The 15,528-nt window shown below is 35.9% G+C and carries 16 protein-coding genes; 12 read left to right on the top strand and 4 right to left on the bottom strand.

Annotated features, from left to right (window positions below; genetic code table 11):
• Nucleotides 1-8 precede the first annotated feature (8 nt).
• The 3 genes from LC457_RS19330 to LC457_RS19340 are packed head-to-tail and all read left to right on the top strand — an operon-like array spanning nt 9 to nt 3,385.
• Nucleotides 9-713, top strand: a complete 705-nt coding sequence (locus LC457_RS19330) for a hypothetical protein (protein ID WP_223601315.1) — start codon at nt 9-11, stop codon at nt 711-713.
• Nucleotides 703-1,254 (top strand): LptE family protein, encoded by a 552-nt coding sequence (locus tag LC457_RS19335; protein WP_149835395.1) that lies wholly within the window; start codon nt 703-705, stop codon nt 1,252-1,254. The genes LC457_RS19330 and LC457_RS19335 overlap by 11 nt, the downstream gene beginning before the upstream one ends.
• Nucleotide 1,255: 1 nt before the next feature.
• Complete coding sequence (locus LC457_RS19340) at nt 1,256-3,385, top strand: hypothetical protein (RefSeq protein WP_223601316.1); 2,130 nt, start codon at nt 1,256-1,258, stop codon at nt 3,383-3,385.
• Between the two features lie 39 nt (nt 3,386-3,424).
• Here LC457_RS19340 and LC457_RS19345 read toward each other — a convergent pair whose 3' ends face one another.
• From LC457_RS19345 to LC457_RS19360, 4 genes are all read right to left on the bottom strand, one after another.
• Entirely contained in the window at nt 3,425-4,033 is a 609-nt protein-coding gene (locus LC457_RS19345) for a DUF4126 domain-containing protein (protein ID WP_223601317.1), read from the bottom strand.
• 230 nt (nt 4,034-4,263) lie between these two features.
• Nucleotides 4,264-4,635 (bottom strand): ribonuclease P protein component, encoded by a 372-nt coding sequence (rnpA, locus tag LC457_RS19350; RefSeq protein ID WP_223601318.1) that lies wholly within the window; start codon nt 4,633-4,635, stop codon nt 4,264-4,266.
• Between the two features lie 15 nt (nt 4,636-4,650).
• The gene (locus tag LC457_RS19355) at nt 4,651-5,376 is read right to left on the bottom strand and encodes a ThiF family adenylyltransferase (RefSeq protein WP_213277412.1); all 726 of its coding nucleotides are present in this window, start codon (nt 5,374-5,376) and stop codon (nt 4,651-4,653) included.
• Nucleotides 5,369-5,992 carry a TatD family hydrolase gene (locus tag LC457_RS19360; protein WP_223601319.1) on the bottom strand — a complete coding sequence of 208 codons (624 nt, stop codon included), beginning with the start codon at nt 5,990-5,992 and terminating at the stop codon, nt 5,369-5,371. Before LC457_RS19360 ends, LC457_RS19355 begins: the two co-directional genes overlap by 8 nt.
• A 97-nt stretch (nt 5,993-6,089) precedes the next feature.
• Between LC457_RS19360 and LC457_RS19365 the strand changes: the two genes are divergently transcribed.
• The 9 genes from LC457_RS19365 (at nt 6,090) to LC457_RS19405 (ending at nt 15,493) form a co-directional block, all read left to right on the top strand.
• Complete coding sequence (locus tag LC457_RS19365) at nt 6,090-6,719, top strand: TetR/AcrR family transcriptional regulator (RefSeq protein ID WP_027372956.1); 630 nt, start codon at nt 6,090-6,092, stop codon at nt 6,717-6,719.
• A 103-nt stretch (nt 6,720-6,822) separates the two neighbouring features.
• Nucleotides 6,823-7,818 (top strand): outer membrane protein assembly factor BamD, encoded by a 996-nt coding sequence (locus LC457_RS19370; protein ID WP_223601320.1) that lies wholly within the window; start codon nt 6,823-6,825, stop codon nt 7,816-7,818.
• A 42-nt stretch (nt 7,819-7,860) separates the two neighbouring features.
• Nucleotides 7,861-8,184, top strand: a complete 324-nt coding sequence (locus tag LC457_RS19375; protein WP_047424579.1) for a DNA-directed RNA polymerase subunit omega — start codon at nt 7,861-7,863, stop codon at nt 8,182-8,184.
• Between the two features lie 124 nt (nt 8,185-8,308).
• Nucleotides 8,309-9,514, top strand: coding sequence for a bifunctional phosphopantothenoylcysteine decarboxylase/phosphopantothenate--cysteine ligase CoaBC (gene coaBC, locus LC457_RS19380; protein WP_223601321.1), 1,206 nt, complete (start codon nt 8,309-8,311; stop codon nt 9,512-9,514).
• A 36-nt stretch (nt 9,515-9,550) separates the two neighbouring features.
• Complete coding sequence (locus tag LC457_RS19385) at nt 9,551-10,456, top strand: DUF4835 family protein (protein WP_223601322.1); 906 nt, start codon at nt 9,551-9,553, stop codon at nt 10,454-10,456.
• 169 nt (nt 10,457-10,625) lie between these two features.
• A complete protein-coding gene (locus LC457_RS19390; protein ID WP_223601323.1) occupies nt 10,626-12,275 on the top strand; it encodes a DNA repair protein RecN in 1,650 nt (549 codons plus the stop codon).
• A gap of 75 nt (nt 12,276-12,350) precedes the next feature.
• A complete protein-coding gene (locus LC457_RS19395) occupies nt 12,351-13,817 on the top strand; it encodes a DUF5687 family protein (RefSeq protein ID WP_223601324.1) in 1,467 nt (488 codons plus the stop codon).
• A 3-nt stretch (nt 13,818-13,820) separates the two neighbouring features.
• Entirely contained in the window at nt 13,821-14,537 is a 717-nt protein-coding gene (locus LC457_RS19400; protein ID WP_223601325.1) for an ABC transporter ATP-binding protein, read from the top strand.
• A gap of 17 nt (nt 14,538-14,554) precedes the next feature.
• Complete coding sequence (locus LC457_RS19405; protein ID WP_223601326.1) at nt 14,555-15,493, top strand: Dyp-type peroxidase; 939 nt, start codon at nt 14,555-14,557, stop codon at nt 15,491-15,493.
• Nucleotides 15,494-15,528: the final 35 nt, after the last annotated feature.

A 15,528-nucleotide genomic window follows, 5' to 3' on the forward strand; every position in this document is an offset into this window, starting at 1 on the left:
CATAAATAATGAAAGTAAATTTAACACCTAAGCCGATCAATTTTAAACTCGGAGAATATATTAATAAAGGTTTCGAACTTTTAAAGAAAGATTTCGGAAATATTTTTGTAGCATTTTTAGTGTGCTTTATCATGTCGATTATTCCGTTTTGCGGGCTATTAGCGATGGGTAATTTATACAAATATCTTCAAAGGCTGAGCAAAAATCAGCCCGCAAGTCCCGGAGATATTTTTAATTTTAATGACTTCATGCCTTACTTTATGCTACAGTTAATTGTTTTTGGAGGTGTTTTATTACTTTACATTCCTTTATTTGCTGTGCTGGGGATATCAGGAGCAATGTCAGAGGGAAATGAACCCAATCCAATGGTCGCTCTTTTTGTGTTTCCTTATGTGTTTTTATTGATTGCAGCGATATACTACTTCGTATTGAAAGGCTTTTATATCATTCCATTAATCAGCCTTAAAGGAATTACAGAAATAAAAGAAGCCTGGAATATTTCAAAAGTAATGACCAAAGGAAATCTGTTGTCAATTTTTCTTTTCTCATTAATAGTGAGTATTTTAGCTCAGATTGGTATTGTTGCCTGCGGGATAGGAATTTTTCTTACCCTTCCGTTTTTATATACTGCAAACTATTTTGCTTATGAAGATGCTATTCAACAAATTGAGTATGATGAAATTATTGAAATTGGATCTAAAAATGAATTTTAAAATTAAAAATATCAGCCTGAAACAATCACTGCTTACCGTAATGCTTTTTGCATTGTTGGGAGTTTTAAATTCATGCTACAGCTTTACGGGATCATCTCTTACAGATGAAAAAACTGTTCAGATTAATGAATTTCCGAACAATGCACCTCTTGTAAACCCTGCATTATCCCAACAGTTTTCTACCGCAATACAAAATAGATTCCTTCAGAGAACAACACTGAAAGGAACAAAAGAAAATCCTGATATCCTGATAGAAGGAGAGATTACTGACTATTCTATTACTCCTACTACAATCAGTTCCAATACCCAGACCAACCCTTCTGGCGGAGTGATTCAGCAGGCACAGAATAAACTTACGATTACCGTAAAAGTACATTATGAAAACAAAATTCATCCGGATGCAAGTTTCGACAGAACGTATTCCGATGAAGCTGCTTTCAACAGTGATGTATCACTAAGTCAAATCGAAGACCAGCAGGTAAAGCTGGTAACAGATAGAATTATTAATAAGATATTTAACGACATTGTAGCGAATTGGTAAGATGAATCCGAGAGTTTTAGAATTAATAAAAAATCCGAAAAATATTCAGTTAGAAGACCTTGGTCTTTTGAAAGAAGAAATTCATACTTTTCCTTATATTCAAAATATCAGGGCGCTTCATCTGTATGGAATCCATCTGTACGAAAAAGAAAACTATCAGAAAGAGCTTTCTACAACGGCAGCTTATACAACTGATAAGAAGATTTTGTATCAGCTGATCAATGGAAAGATAAAACAGGAGTCCAAATCAGAGATTGTTGAAGAGAAGAAACCTTCTAAAACAATTGAAAAACCAGCTCAATTAATACAGAAAACCAAAGCTTTCCCTATCAAAAGAGAAGAGGGCGTTTCTGTAGAAAAACCAGCAGAAGAGCATGATGCTGCATGTGTTTTACCAACTGCACTGGAGGTTAAACATATTTATGTAAATGGTGAACGAAACAGAATTTTATTCGAAGGAGAAGAAAATTTCCTGGACGAGCAAAATTCTGAAACAATAGATATTGAGTCTACCCTGGAATCAGGGGTTCTGGTTACTCAAAAGACTGAACCTGTAGCGGAAGAGCCTGTTCAGCAAGAAGAACAAGCTAAAACAGAGGAAAAAGCAGGAGAAAACTTCACACCGGAAACCATCATTCACGAAGATCAGATTTCTTCAGAAAAAGAAGAAGAAAAGATTGACGAAGAAGAAAATATCAGTTTTCATGAGATAGCTCCTGTAGTACCGGAAGAAAATATTGAAGAAGTTGTAGAAGAATCTGTAAAAACAGAACCAACAGCTAATGAAGCTGGAATTGTTTCTGAAGAAGAACCTTCTCAACAAGAAATACAAGCTGAAATAGAAGAGAATGCTGGAGAAAATTTTACACCAGAAACCATTATCGACGAAGATCAGATTTCTGCCGGAAAAGAAGATACACAAGGTAATGAAGAAGTGTCTTCAGTGGAATTGTCCGATGCTGAAGTAAGCTTCCATGGCACGGAATCATTTATGCCGGATGTTAAAATCCAGGCCAACAACGAAGAAATTTCTGAAAAAGCTGAAGTTTCCCAGCCTCATGTAAATAAGCATGAAGAGGAAATGAGACGTCTCATCGAAGAAGTTGAGAAAAAGATGAAGGAGGCAAAACCTGTTGCTCAAGAAGAAACGGTAGAGTCTGAAGCAGCTGGAGATCATGAAATTAGCTTCGCTGAAACTCAGAATTTCCATTTCTGGTCAACAAGTGAGGATAAACCTTCAGAAATCAAAGAAGAGCCTGTAAAAGAAGAAACTGTTGTAAATCAATTACCTGCTGAAGAGGAGGTTAAGGTTGAAGTTGCAGAAGAAAAAGAAGAAGCTCCTGAAGTTCAGACTTCATGGAAGCCTATGAGTGTGGAATCTAATATGCCTGATTCATTAATCAGCAAGTCAACAGAAGCGGCGGCTCCTGAAATAAAAATTCCGGCAGCGGAAATAATTCCTGCAGAAGAACCAGAACAGATAATGGAAGCTGAAGCCCCATCTGAAACGGAGGCTATTACAGAAATTGTTCAGGAAGATACTGTTTCAGCAAAAGAAGAAACTTCAGAAGTTGCTGAAAATCAACCTGTCCCAATTGAAACAACCGAAGGAAATACTGATAAAGCTGTTGAAAAAGAAGAAGTTCCGGTGATGAATGTTTCTTTCTTTGGAACCGATATTTCTACCCTTAAGGTTGAAGATAAGCAGAAGGAAAGTAAAGAAGAACCTGTAGAGCAAATACAGGAAGTTACTATGAAGAATACAACACAGCCGCAATTAGACAGTAATGTTCCCGGTTTTATCAATACCTGGCAAAGCTGGCTTAAGATCGACAGAACTGAAGATGTAGAGAAAGAGAAATCAGAAACCAAAGAAAAGGCTATTGAAACCTTCATTGAAAACAATCCTAGAATCAGTCAGTTAAAAGAAGAAAGCTCCTATGTTGTTAAAGAAAAGAACGATGACATCTCGCATTTGATGACAGAGACGTTGGCAAATCTTTACTTTGAACAGAAACTATATACAAAAGCAATAAAAGCGTTTGAAATACTAATCAAAAAGAGTCCTGAGAAAAAAGAATACTTTGAATCTAAAATTCAGGATATTAAGGACTTTAGAAGTAAAAATTAAAATAAAAAAGGTACTGATTTTAAACAGTACCTTTTTTATTTATAAATTCTGAGGATCACTTTTACTTCCTCGTAATTTTTTCCATGCTCTCCGTCCAAAAACAATCACAAGAACTAAGGTAATTATTGCAAGAATTGCTGCAATAACCGGTGCAGCCATGGCGAGAACAGACATGAGACCAGCTCCGGCTGTTTCCGTGGTTCCTACCACAGAATTCCCCAACCCTCCTGTTGTGGCTGTAGAAGCGGCCCTTATTCCTGCAAATCCGGAACTGATGGTAGCCGCTGTACCTCCACCTGCAATTAATGCCAGCGCCCATTGTGGGAATGTTCCCAACTCTGCAAACTGACTGGCAAATAGTATAGAACCCGCTACCGTTGCCATCGGAATAGAGACCGTATCCAGCAAATGATCAATAAAAGGGATGTAATAGGCTAGTATCTCAGCCACTGTGGCAATTCCTGTTGTAATCAATGCAGGAAGACCTGCAAGCCATTCAAAATGCTCATTCATGGGAATCCAGTTGAAATAAGAAGAAAGACTTACGATAAACATCGGGAGAAATACCCGAAATCCCGTAGCTGCTGCTAATCCAATCCCGATAAATGTGCTGATGACATAAGAAAAATAGGGAATATTATCTAACATATTAATTTTCAGATTTATTGTTTTCCCTAAATTACAAAAAGTATATGATATGTGGAGTATTATTGATTTCTGAGTTTGGGGATTCGGGTTACGGGTTTCGAACTTCGCTATTCGTGATTTTAAGAATATTTTCTCTACGTAATTATCTGTGAAAATCTGTGCGATCTGTGGGAAACAAAAAAAATCTGCAAGCTAAAACCACCTACAGACCATTTTATTTTAATGAAAGACTATTTTTTCTGCGCTTCACAAAGCTTTATAAACTGAGCCTCCACATCCTGAAACTTCGGTGGCATCTCAGGAGAAACCCAAAATAACATAGCCATCGTTTTTTCACCAAAAGCTTCTTTAAATAACTCTTTATTCAAGCGGTAGCATTCTCTCAGTAATCTTTTGATACGGTTTCTGTGTACCGCTTTTTTAAAATATCTTTTTGAAACAGAAACCCCGAATCTGGGTGCTTCTATTGGAAGGGTGGCTTTGTCTTTCAGAATAATGATTCTCAGATTTCCACTGGTTCTCCATTTGCCTTTCTCAAAAAGCAAACTGATTTCCGTATTTTTTTTGAGCTTTTCCGCTCTGGGATACTTGGAATTTGTCATTTACGGAATGTGAATTTAATCCTGATTTAATAAATGATTAATCACTTCAGAAGCAGTGTACAACCCGAAAATGGCAGGCATATAACTTATGGTTCCGTAAAAAGATCTTTTATAATTGGTTCCGTCAGTCATTTTCAAACTTTCTTCATCCTGAATATCATTGGCAAAAACACAACGGACACCTTTGTCAATTTTCACTTTTTTCAGCCTTTTTCTGACTTGTCTTGCAAGATGGCAGTGTTCTGTTTTACTGATGTCTCTTACCAATACTTTACTTGGATCGGTTTTTCCGCCGGCTCCCATTGAGCTTACAATTTTGATCCTTCTTCTTTTGGCAGCGATAATCAAAGAAAGTTTTGGAGTAACACTGTCGATACAGTCCAAAACATAATCAAATTTTGCAGAATCCAACACTTCTTCCATTCTTTCCGGATTCAGAAATTCATTGATTTTCGTTAAATTAAGCTGTGGATTGATGTCAAGAAGCCTTTCAGCAACAACATCCACCTTATGTTTTCCGACAGTAGAGTGTAAAGCAGGCAACTGTCTGTTGATATTTGTAATATCTACCGTATCACCATCCACAATGGTCATATTTCCTACTCCGGCTCTCGCCAGAAACTCTGCGGCAAAAGAACCTACTCCGCCCAAACCTACAACAAGCACATTTGCCTTGATAAGTCTATCCAATCCTTCTTCCTTTATCAAAAGTTCAGTTCTTTCCAGCCAGTATTTATCCATTTTTTATCGAGTGTAAATTTTCTAAAATTTGTTCATTCAGTTGTTCCAGGGAAATAGCTTTTATTTCCGAAACTTTAATGTACAATTCTTCAATGTTAAAATATTCATTATCAGTTTCTAAAAAGATCCTGTCTAATGGAGTGTCTTTTATAATATCCTGCAAAGATAAATTATACAAAACAGCTTTTCCAAAACTCAGGTAAAAATTATTGCTCAGAAGATTTTCAGCAATTTGTCTTTTTTTATTGAAACCATGAATGATCATTGGTTGTTCCGCCTTCTTTTTAAAAGAAATAACCTCATAAAATTTTCTTACACAATGAATAATCAGAGGTTTTTTTACCTCATTTGCGATTTCTATCTGTCTTAAAAAAACTTCTTCCTGAATTTTCTGATCCACAGAAACTAAAGAATCCAAACCACATTCACCAATAGCAAAACAGTTTTCAGACATCGTATTTTTCATCCATGAAAACTGCTGTTCTATAGTATTAACATCAATATCGTTGGGGTGAATACCGATGGAATAAGGGAAATCTGGTGGAGTTCCTTTCGACAGATTGTAAATTCCGTTTCTGATATATCTTTTATGATGGTGAAAATCAAAAAAATCCATATTCAAAAATAAGTATTTTTCAGATTTAATTTAAAATTATTAAACGATCGTTTATAAATGTGTTAAAAATTTCTTAACTTTACTCAAAGTGCACTTCATGAAAAAAAAATTTACAGAAAAACAGATTCACATACTGGATATTGCGGAAGAGCTCATCGCCAAGAAAGGATATGAGGGAACTTCTGTAAGAGATATTTGTTCCAAAGCTAATATCAACGTCGCTATGATCTCTTATTACTTCGGTTCTAAGGAGAAAATGATGTCTTATTTATATCAGTACAGAGTACTGAAAACCAGAGAAAATTTTTCAGAATTTGCAGATACCATCAAAGATGGGAAGCCCGAAATGCAGATGAGAGAGATGATCAAATATATCGTTTCTCAACTCTTCAAATATAATTATTTTCATGGGTTCGTTACCCAGGAACTTCGCCATACAGAAAACCTGAAAGATGAATTGCTTGATTTCTACCAGCTATTTGTAAAAAAGCTGGATGAAGTAATTAAAAAAGGAGTAGCTTCCGGTGTTTTTACTTTTACCCCCAAACCTGAAGATATCCTTACCATGATTATTGGCTCCACTTTATTTGTTATCAGAAATAAAAATTTTTATGAACTGTATGTTCCGAGTAAAAACGAAGAAACATATACTAAGGAAGCGGAGAAAAAGGTAAGAATGAATCTTTTATTAAGTGTTTTTGCAATTTTGGGATACGCTGCAGACTAAAATTACGTTAAATATTCATAAAAAAAAATCTATTGGCAAAAAAGTTATATTTTTGCAAATTAGTAAATCGGCTGTATAATCCGAAAACTGTTGAACTTTTTATATGAAAAAATATATTTTAGGTCTTTTTGCTGTAGCGGTGATTTCATCTTGTGTAAGCCAGCAGGAAAGAGCAATGAGGAGTGCTGATAAAGAATTTATCTTGAAAGCAGCTAATGAAAACTTTGCTAAGAAAAAGTGGAAAAATGCATTGGCTCTTTATGACAGACTTGCAAATCTTGTGGCAGGAACAGATGATTTTCCTAATGTAGGTTTCAACACTGCTTATGCCAACTATTATGACAAGAGTTATAAATTGGCAGGTCACCAGTTTAAAAACTTTGCAGTGAGCTTTCCGAAAGATCCAAGAGCTGAAGAGGCGGCTTACATGTCTGCATTATGCTATTATGAAGGATCTATGGATTACAACTTGGATCAGTCCAGTACAGAATTGGCAATCAATGAACTTCAGGATTTCCTGAACAACTACCCAAACTCTGAGAGATCTAAAAATATCAGCCAACTGATTGATGAATTGTCTTATAAGCTTGAATTTAAAGCCTATGAAAATGGAAGACAATACTTCAAAATGGGAGATTATAAAGCAGCCAATGTAGCATTGGAAAACGTTCTGGAGGATTTCCCAAGTACAAAACTTCGTTCAAAAATTTATGATTATATCTTGAAGTCACGCTATGAACTGGCGATGAAATCTGTTTATAATCTTAAAGCTGAGCGTATTGAAAGTGCATTAACTTATACAAGATTTGTAGAAAAAGAACTTCCTAATACAGAATATTCTAAAACAGCTACAGATCTGAAAGAAAAACTGGAAAAGGAAAAAGAGCATTTTGCTGTTGTTAAAAAAGAAACAGATGCTAAAATTGCAGCTTTAACAGCAAGACAGAAAAAAGAAGCTGAAAAATTGGCTGACCAAGGTAAAACCGAGCAGCAAATTAAAGATCAGATCAGCAATGAAAAGAAAGCAATGCAGTTACAGAGGGACAGTGCAGCACTTAAGACCCCTCCTCCTGCAGCGACTTTCAAAATTCAAAGATAATTCGTAAATTTGCCATCTTAAAATAAAAATAATTTTCTCAAAATGAGTGTAAAAGATACAAAAGCAGAAGTAAATACAATTACTTACGATAAAGATAAGATTGAAGATAAAGTAGGTTCAATCTATGAAGCTATTGTTATCATGGGAAAGAGAGCAGAGCAGATCAATGCGGAGATCCGTACGGAACTTCACAACAAATTGGATGAATTTGCCGTTCACAATTCTACATTAGAAGAGGTTTTCGAAAACAGAGAACAAATTGAGATCTCTAAACATTACGAAAAGCTTCCAAAGCCAACTTCAATTGCTATTGAAGAGTGGTTAAACGAAGATGTTTATTTCAGAAAAACAGAAGATAGAAAATAATCATCTGTGTTTTTTATAAATGAGGGTCATAAAAGAAATCAGTTCTTTTATGACCTTTGTTGTTTTAAAGCCTGATTGTGTGGGAAAAAATAAGTATTTTAGTATTTCAAAAAATTAAAACTCAATGAGTGTTTCCGGTAAAAAGATACTTATCGCCGTCTCTGGGGGAATTGCGGCCTACAAAATTCATTTTTTGATAAGGGATTTTGTGAAAAAAGGTGCTGAAGTGCAGGTCATTATGACGCCCGATGCAGAGCATTTTGTAACGAAACTAAGCTTATCTACACTATCCAAAAAACCAGTGTATTCAGAATTTTACAGCGATAACGGAACATGGAACAGCCATGTGGAAATGGCACTGTGGGCAGATGTTATGATCGTAGCGCCCTGTACTGCTAATACACTGTCTAAGATGGTTCACGGGATGTGTGATAATCTGGTTATTGCAACTTATATGTCTGCAAAATGCCCTGTTTTCATAGCCCCGGCAATGGATCTTGATATGTACGTACATCCTTCCACAAAGAAGAACCTGGAGCTTGCAGAAAGTTTTGGACACATGATAATTCCTGCAGAAAACGGAGAGCTTGCTAGTGGACTGATCGGGCAGGGAAGAATGGCAGAGCCGTCAACGATTTTTAGTACTGTTGAAAACTATTTTACACAAAGCAATCATTCCGGAAGTCTTGAAGGAAAAACGGTTTTAATTACTGCCGGCCCTACCTATGAAGCGATAGATCCTGTAAGATTTATAGGAAATCATTCATCGGGAAAAATGGGATTTTCTCTGGCAGAAGAAGCTTCAAAAAGAGGTGCAAAAGTGATTCTGATTTCAGGACCAAGTTTCCAAAACATTAATGATCCCAATGTTGAACTTCATAAAGTAACTTCAGCAAAAGAAATGCTGACAAAAGTATTTGAATTTTATGACAAAATAGATATTGGTATCGCAAGTGCTGCGGTGGCAGATTATGCTCCAAAAGAAGTGGCGAAAGAAAAGATCAAGAAAAATGATGATAACCTGACGATTGAGCTGGTTAAAAACCCTGATATCCTTAAAACGATGGGGGAAAAGAAAACTCACCAGTTTCTGGTAGGTTTTGCTCTGGAAACCCAAAATGAAGAAGAAAATGCAAAAGGAAAGCTGGAGAAGAAAAACCTTGATATGATTGTTTTAAACTCTTTGCGTGACGAAGGTGCCGGGTTTAAGAATGATACCAATAAAATAAGGATCTTTACCAAAACAGAGAAAAAAGAATTCGATCTGAAATCAAAAGATGATGTAGCGAAAGATATTCTCAATTTTGTTGAGTCTCAACTTTTAAAATAATTTTAATAAATTTCCGTTCTCAATTTTTAATAGACAATGAAAAAAATTATAAGTTTATTTTTTCTGTTTTTTATATATACCCAAAGTTTTTCCCAAGAGCTGTTGGCAACCGTTCAGGTAAACGCTCAACAGTTGGGAGGAAGTAACCAGCAGGCATTTAAAGCATTGGAGAAAAGTCTCAGAGATTTTATCAATAATACGAGCTGGACAGGAAAAAAGCTTCAGAATTTTGAAAAAATAAAATGTGGTTTTTCCGTTGTTATTGGAGAAAGAGATGGAAACAGATTCAAAGGATCTATTGTTGTTCAGGCTATGCGTCCTGTTTACAATACTACTTACGAATCCCCTTTAATTAACCTTCAGGATCAGAGATTTGGCTTTGAATATATTGAAAATGAGAGTCTTATTTTTAATGAAAGACAATTTTCAGGGAAAAACCTTACGGATGTAGTCAGTTTCTACATTTATCTTATTTTGGGATTAGATGGAGATAGTTTCCAGTCTATGGGAGGGTCTCAATGGTACGCAAAAGCACAACAGATAGCCCAGAATTCTCAGAACAGAAATTATGAAGGATGGAATACCATCAATGAACCAAGAAGCCGCTCTATATTAATCAATGAAGTGATGAATCCTAACTGGAACCAGTTACGCTCTACTATTTATACTTATCACAGAGCCGGAATGGATAATCTTTTCAATCAGGATCAGACTGCCGGAAAAAAAGTGATCTTTGATGCCCTGATGCAATTGAAAATGTACGAGAATACATTTCAACAGGCATTTTTCTTTAACCTGTTCATGGATACAAAAAGTGATGAGATCTTCAATATATTCAATTCCGGGAATAACGGAGGTTTGATTCTTAATGATCTTAAACAGACAATGATTATTCTTTCGCCAAAAAACATTGACAATAAGTGGAATAAGTGGAAAGTATAAGATCAAAATTCATTAATAAACTTTAAAAATTTTTGAGAAATAGTTTTTTGAGAAGTTGGACCTGAAAAAATGTTAATGAGCAGAAAGCACTTAAACATATTCTCAATTCATTAAAAAAAAACTTACTTTTACAGTTCAAACTGAAATTGGATCATAACCCGGATTATCAATGCTTTCGAGAATATATATTAAAAACTTTGCCCTGATTGATACCCTTGACGTATCTCTTAAAAATGGTTTACAGGTTATTACCGGTGAAACAGGGGCGGGTAAATCTATTATTTTAGGGGCGCTCCGACTTATTTTAGGAGAAAGAGCAGATGTAAAATCCATTGCCAAAGCTGAAGAGAAAAGCGTCGTTGAAACTGAATTCTCCCTGAACAACCAGTTTAAGAAATTCTTTATTGAAAATGATCTGGATTACGAGCTACAGACGATTATAAGAAGAGAAATCCTTCCATCGGGGAAATCGCGTGCCTTCATCAATGATGTGCCGGTAACGCTGGATATTCTTAAAGAACTTTCTTCACAGCTGATCGATATTCATTCCCAGTTTGAGACATCCAATCTTTTCACTTCAGAATATCAGTTTAAAATTATCGACGGACTTTCTGAGAATAAAAAAATTATTGAAGAGTATCAGAAGGAGTTTTCCGACTTTCAAAGCCTGAAACTGCTGTTGAAAAAACTGAAGACTCAACTTTCAGAAAGCAATAAAGAAAGCGATTATAAAGAATTTTTACTTAACGAGTTAGAAGAGTTAAAGCTTGATGATGTTGATTATGAAGATGTTCAGAATCAGCTTTCCATTCAGGAAAATGCAGGAATGATATCAGAGAATGTTGGCCAAATTCTGTCCAGGTTTCATCAGGAAGAAATAGGAATTCTGTCATTCTTTAATGAAGCTACCCATAAGCTTTCAAAAATTTCTGAAGTTTCTACCAGTTTCGCAGAGCTTGATGAAAGGCTGGAAACGTCTTTTGTAGAGTTAAAAGATATTATTTCTGAATTGGAGCATGCTGCCGAAAGAGTTGAAATCAATCCTGAAAATCTGGTATATCTTACCGATCTTAATAATAAAATCAACGCTTTATTTCTTAAACATAATGTTTCAGATCTTAATGAACTCATTGAGATCAGAAATCAGCTGGCAGGAGATCAGAAAGGAGCTTCAGACCTGGAGCTTCAGATTGAAGAAACCGAGGAGAATATTGCTCAAAAAGAAAAAACACTTCAAAGTCTTGCTGCAAAGCTTTCAAAGAACAGACACAAAAATATTTCTGTCTTCATCAAGAAAGCTGAAGGTCTTCTGAAAAAATTAGGTCTTGAAAAAGCTAAAGTTGATATAGAACTGCAGGATGCTGAGGAATTCAATCCATTTGGAAAAGAAAATATTCAGCTGTTATTCCAGGCTAATTCCGGATTCCCTTTAAAACCAATTCAAACAGCTATTTCCGGAGGAGAAAGATCAAGGGTGATGCTGGCTGTAAAAAAGATTATTGCTGAAAGCGATGAGCTTCCAACCCTTATTCTGGACGAAATTGACACCGGAGTTTCAGGAAAAGTTGCCGAAGAGATCGGAAACCTTATGAGGGAGATGTCTGAAGACATGCAGCTGATCGTTATTTCACACCTGGCGCAGGTTGCTGCAAAAGGAAACGATAACTATAAAGTGGTAAAGCAGGATATTTCCGGCAGAACACAATCTACTATAATTCCTTTGAGCAACGAAGAAAAGCTGAACGAAATTGCCCAGTTACTTTCCGGAAGCAAAATTACGGAAGCTGCTCTGGCACAGGCCAAAGAGCTTATTGGATAACTACATAAATCTATTTTTCTTTAAAAACTTGTAACATATTTTACATTATATTTACTAATGTAAAAAAACTAACATATGTTTCTAAAGTTCCTTAAGCTTGAAATAAAAAGCTTTTTCCGTGGTACATCTTTAGGGATCAATCTGACCATGAAAATCCTCCGCTTTATTGGAATAGTTTATTTCGTGGGCTGTCTTGTAGGTGGGGCTTTTATTGCTTTTTTCTACGTGCAGGAGGAAATGCATCAGAATCCTGTAAGGGTGGTTTCAAAATTCATGATTGTTGCCTGGATTATTGATCTTGTTCTCAAATATCTCTGGCAGGAAATTCCTACACAGAATATCAAGCCATTCCTCACGATGAATATCCGGAAGAATACATTGGTCAATTATATGCTGGCCAAAACTTTTCTTTCAGCATTCAGCTGGCTGAGTTCTTTATTTTTTATCACATTTTCATTGATTGCTTTATTCAACGGATATAGTATCTTAGGAGTATTGGTGTGGCTGATAGGGGTGATTTCGTTACTCTACCTGAATAATTTTCTCAATATTTTCTTCAACGGTAAAGAAACGTTGGCGGTGATTATAGGAGTATTCCTTTTGGGTATAGGAATGTTGGGATACTATAAAATAATTCCGGTTCTGTATTATTCGGAATCTGTTTTCTTCAGTTTCTATGAGAAACCATACTTTGCACTGATTCCTGTTGCTTTGTTTGTAGTGCTGTGGTGGATTTGTTTCCGTTACCTGCGTAATGAATTTTACCTGGACCAAGGTCTTGAAGCGAAAAAAACAATCGGGAAAACAGAGAATATTGCTTTCCTGAATAAATATGGAGTTATTGGAACATTTATCAATAATGATATTAAAATGCTGAGACGTAATAAAGTACCCAGAGGAATTTTACTAGGAAGCTTTATGTTTCTGTTCTACGGATTGCTGATGTTTACTTCTTCAATGTACAAAACACCGGCAATGATGATGGTGATGGGGCTTTTTGTAACAGGAGGCTTTCAGTTTCTGTTTGGGCAGAGAGTTCCCGCTTTTGACAGCTCATATTATCCGTTGATGATGACCCTGAATGTTCCCTATAAAGAATATTTAAAAGCGAAATGGTGGCTGATGAATATTGTAACAGGAATTTCTATCATTATAGCGCTTTGCTATGCCTATTTCGGATGGGAAGTCTACGTTACATTTTTTGCCGCAGGATTATATAATATTGGCGTGAATTCTCAATTTACCTTGTGGTCCGGAGCTTTCAATAAAACCCAGATTGATCTTAATACAAAAGAAAAAAGATTGGGACAGAAAGGGAGTTTCAATATGATCACTATGTTTTTGCTGATTCCTAAAATGCTTCTTCCCATGGGAGTATTTGCCTTAACAAAATATTTGTGGGGAATTACAGGAGGAGTATTAAGTATTGCAATTATTGGGATTGTAGGATTTTTCCTGAGAGAGAAAATCTTCGATATTATCGTAAAACTTTACAAAAAAGAAAAATACAGCACACTGGATGCATTTAAAAATATAAGTTAAGCCATGATCAACATACAAAATTTATCTAAAACATACGGAACAGCAACAGTTCTTAATATTGAACATCTTGAAATTTCAAACGGGGAAACATTCGGTCTCGTAGGAAATAACGGAGCCGGGAAAACAACCCTTTTCAGCCTTATGCTGGATCTGATTCAAGCTACCACAGGATCTGTAAGCATTGACGGAATTAAAGTAGCTGAATCTGAAGCATGGAAAAATAAAGTTTCAGCCTTTGTAGACGATACGTTTCTCATTGGCTATCTTACTCCTGAGGAATATTTTTACTTCATTGGAGAGTTGAGAGGGCAGAACAAAGCATCTGTAGATGAATTCCTGAAACCTTTCCATGATTTTTTTAATGGAGAAATCCTTAAATCAGGGAAATATGTCCGTGACCTTTCAAAGGGTAATCAGAAAAAAGTAGGAATCGTAGGGGCAATTATTGGAAATCCTGAGATTATTATCCTGGATGAGCCTTTTGCTAACCTCGATCCATCCACACAGATCAAACTGAAAAATCTGATCAAAGAATTATCAAAACAGGATGGTGTTACTTTTTTGATTTCCAGTCATGATCTTTCCCATACAACGGAAGTTTGCAACAGAATTGTGGTAGTGAACAAAGGTCTTCTGGTAAAAGATATTCAGACTAATCCGGAAACACTGAAAGATTTGGAACAATATTTTGCAGATCAGGTTTCTGTTTCGGATATTTAATACCACAAAAAAGAGGTATGAATACGATAGAATCGCAAAATGTTACAGACTATCCAAACAGCAACACTATTTTCATGGTGTGGAAACTTAACGACAGCCCACAGCTGAATGACATTTTTCAGGAATTGTGTGCTTTAGTTTTAAATCTTAATAACTCAGTTTTCAACCGTTTTCCGGACAGCAGGGCAAGCTGTGTAATGGGAATTGGTGCTGAAGCATGGAGAAAACTTGAACTTCCGACACCACTGCCAAAGGAGCTAATCAATTTTGAAGAAATAAAAGGAATAAAACACACGGCTGTTTCCACTCCCGGAGATCTTCATTTTCACCTGAGAGCGGATAACAAAAGCCTGATTTTCGATATGGCTGTTGAAATATCAAAACTATTGAGTTCAGTGGCCGAAAGTATTCTGGAAATTCATGGGTTTAAATATTGGGATGCACGTTCCATTCTTGGTTTTGTGGACGGAACTGAAAATCCACATGGAGACGACCGCGATTATTTTGCAAAAATTGGAGATGAAGACCTTCAGTACAAAGGAGGGAGCTATCTTTTTGTTCAGAAATATCTTCATAATATGGATGCCTGGAAAGGATTGTCAACAGAACATCAGGAAAAAGTAATCGGAAGATCAAAAGAAAATGATATTGAAATGTCTGATGATGTAAAACCTTCCAACTCACACATTGCCTTAGCCAATATCGAAGGGGAGAATGGGGAAGAATTGAAAATTGTAAGAGATAATATGCCATTCGGAAATCCTTCCACAAATGAGTTTGGAACTTATTTTATTGCCTATTCAAGTACATTTTCGACAACAAAAAAGATGTTGACCAATATGTTTATAGGTGATCCACCGGGAAATTATGACAGAATTTTAGATTTCAGCACAGCAGTTACAGGAACGCTTTTCTTTGTTCCTACCAGAAATATGCTTGATGAATTCTCAGGATAAAACTGAAAAGGCTGTCTCAATCTGAGGCGGCTTTT

The organism is Chryseobacterium sp. GVT01B (genome assembly GCF_019970045.1).
In the GTDB taxonomy this organism is placed as follows: domain Bacteria; phylum Bacteroidota; class Bacteroidia; order Flavobacteriales; family Weeksellaceae; genus Chryseobacterium.

Excerpts from the sequence above, each read along its gene's own strand:
- LC457_RS19330 (WP_223601315.1), top strand. The coding sequence starts at position 9 with ATGAAAGTAAATTTAACACCTAAGCCGATCAATTTTAAACTCGGAGAA.
- LC457_RS19335 (WP_149835395.1), top strand. The coding sequence starts at position 703 with ATGAATTTTAAAATTAAAAATATCAGCCTGAAACAATCACTGCTTACC.
- LC457_RS19340 (WP_223601316.1), top strand. The coding sequence starts at position 1,256 with ATGAATCCGAGAGTTTTAGAATTAATAAAAAATCCGAAAAATATTCAG.
- LC457_RS19345 (WP_223601317.1), bottom strand. The coding sequence starts at position 4,033 with ATGTTAGATAATATTCCCTATTTTTCTTATGTCATCAGCACATTTATC.
- rnpA (WP_223601318.1), bottom strand. The coding sequence starts at position 4,635 with ATGACAAATTCCAAGTATCCCAGAGCGGAAAAGCTCAAAAAAAATACG.
- LC457_RS19355 (WP_213277412.1), bottom strand. The coding sequence starts at position 5,376 with ATGGATAAATACTGGCTGGAAAGAACTGAACTTTTGATAAAGGAAGAA.
- LC457_RS19360 (WP_223601319.1), bottom strand. The coding sequence starts at position 5,992 with ATGGATTTTTTTGATTTTCACCATCATAAAAGATATATCAGAAACGGA.
- LC457_RS19365 (WP_027372956.1), top strand. The coding sequence starts at position 6,090 with ATGAAAAAAAAATTTACAGAAAAACAGATTCACATACTGGATATTGCG.
- LC457_RS19370 (WP_223601320.1), top strand. The coding sequence starts at position 6,823 with ATGAAAAAATATATTTTAGGTCTTTTTGCTGTAGCGGTGATTTCATCT.
- LC457_RS19375 (WP_047424579.1), top strand. The coding sequence starts at position 7,861 with ATGAGTGTAAAAGATACAAAAGCAGAAGTAAATACAATTACTTACGAT.
- coaBC (WP_223601321.1), top strand. The coding sequence starts at position 8,309 with ATGAGTGTTTCCGGTAAAAAGATACTTATCGCCGTCTCTGGGGGAATT.
- LC457_RS19385 (WP_223601322.1), top strand. The coding sequence starts at position 9,551 with ATGAAAAAAATTATAAGTTTATTTTTTCTGTTTTTTATATATACCCAA.
- LC457_RS19390 (WP_223601323.1), top strand. The coding sequence starts at position 10,626 with ATGCTTTCGAGAATATATATTAAAAACTTTGCCCTGATTGATACCCTT.
- LC457_RS19395 (WP_223601324.1), top strand. The coding sequence starts at position 12,351 with ATGTTTCTAAAGTTCCTTAAGCTTGAAATAAAAAGCTTTTTCCGTGGT.
- LC457_RS19400 (WP_223601325.1), top strand. The coding sequence starts at position 13,821 with ATGATCAACATACAAAATTTATCTAAAACATACGGAACAGCAACAGTT.
- LC457_RS19405 (WP_223601326.1), top strand. The coding sequence starts at position 14,555 with ATGAATACGATAGAATCGCAAAATGTTACAGACTATCCAAACAGCAAC.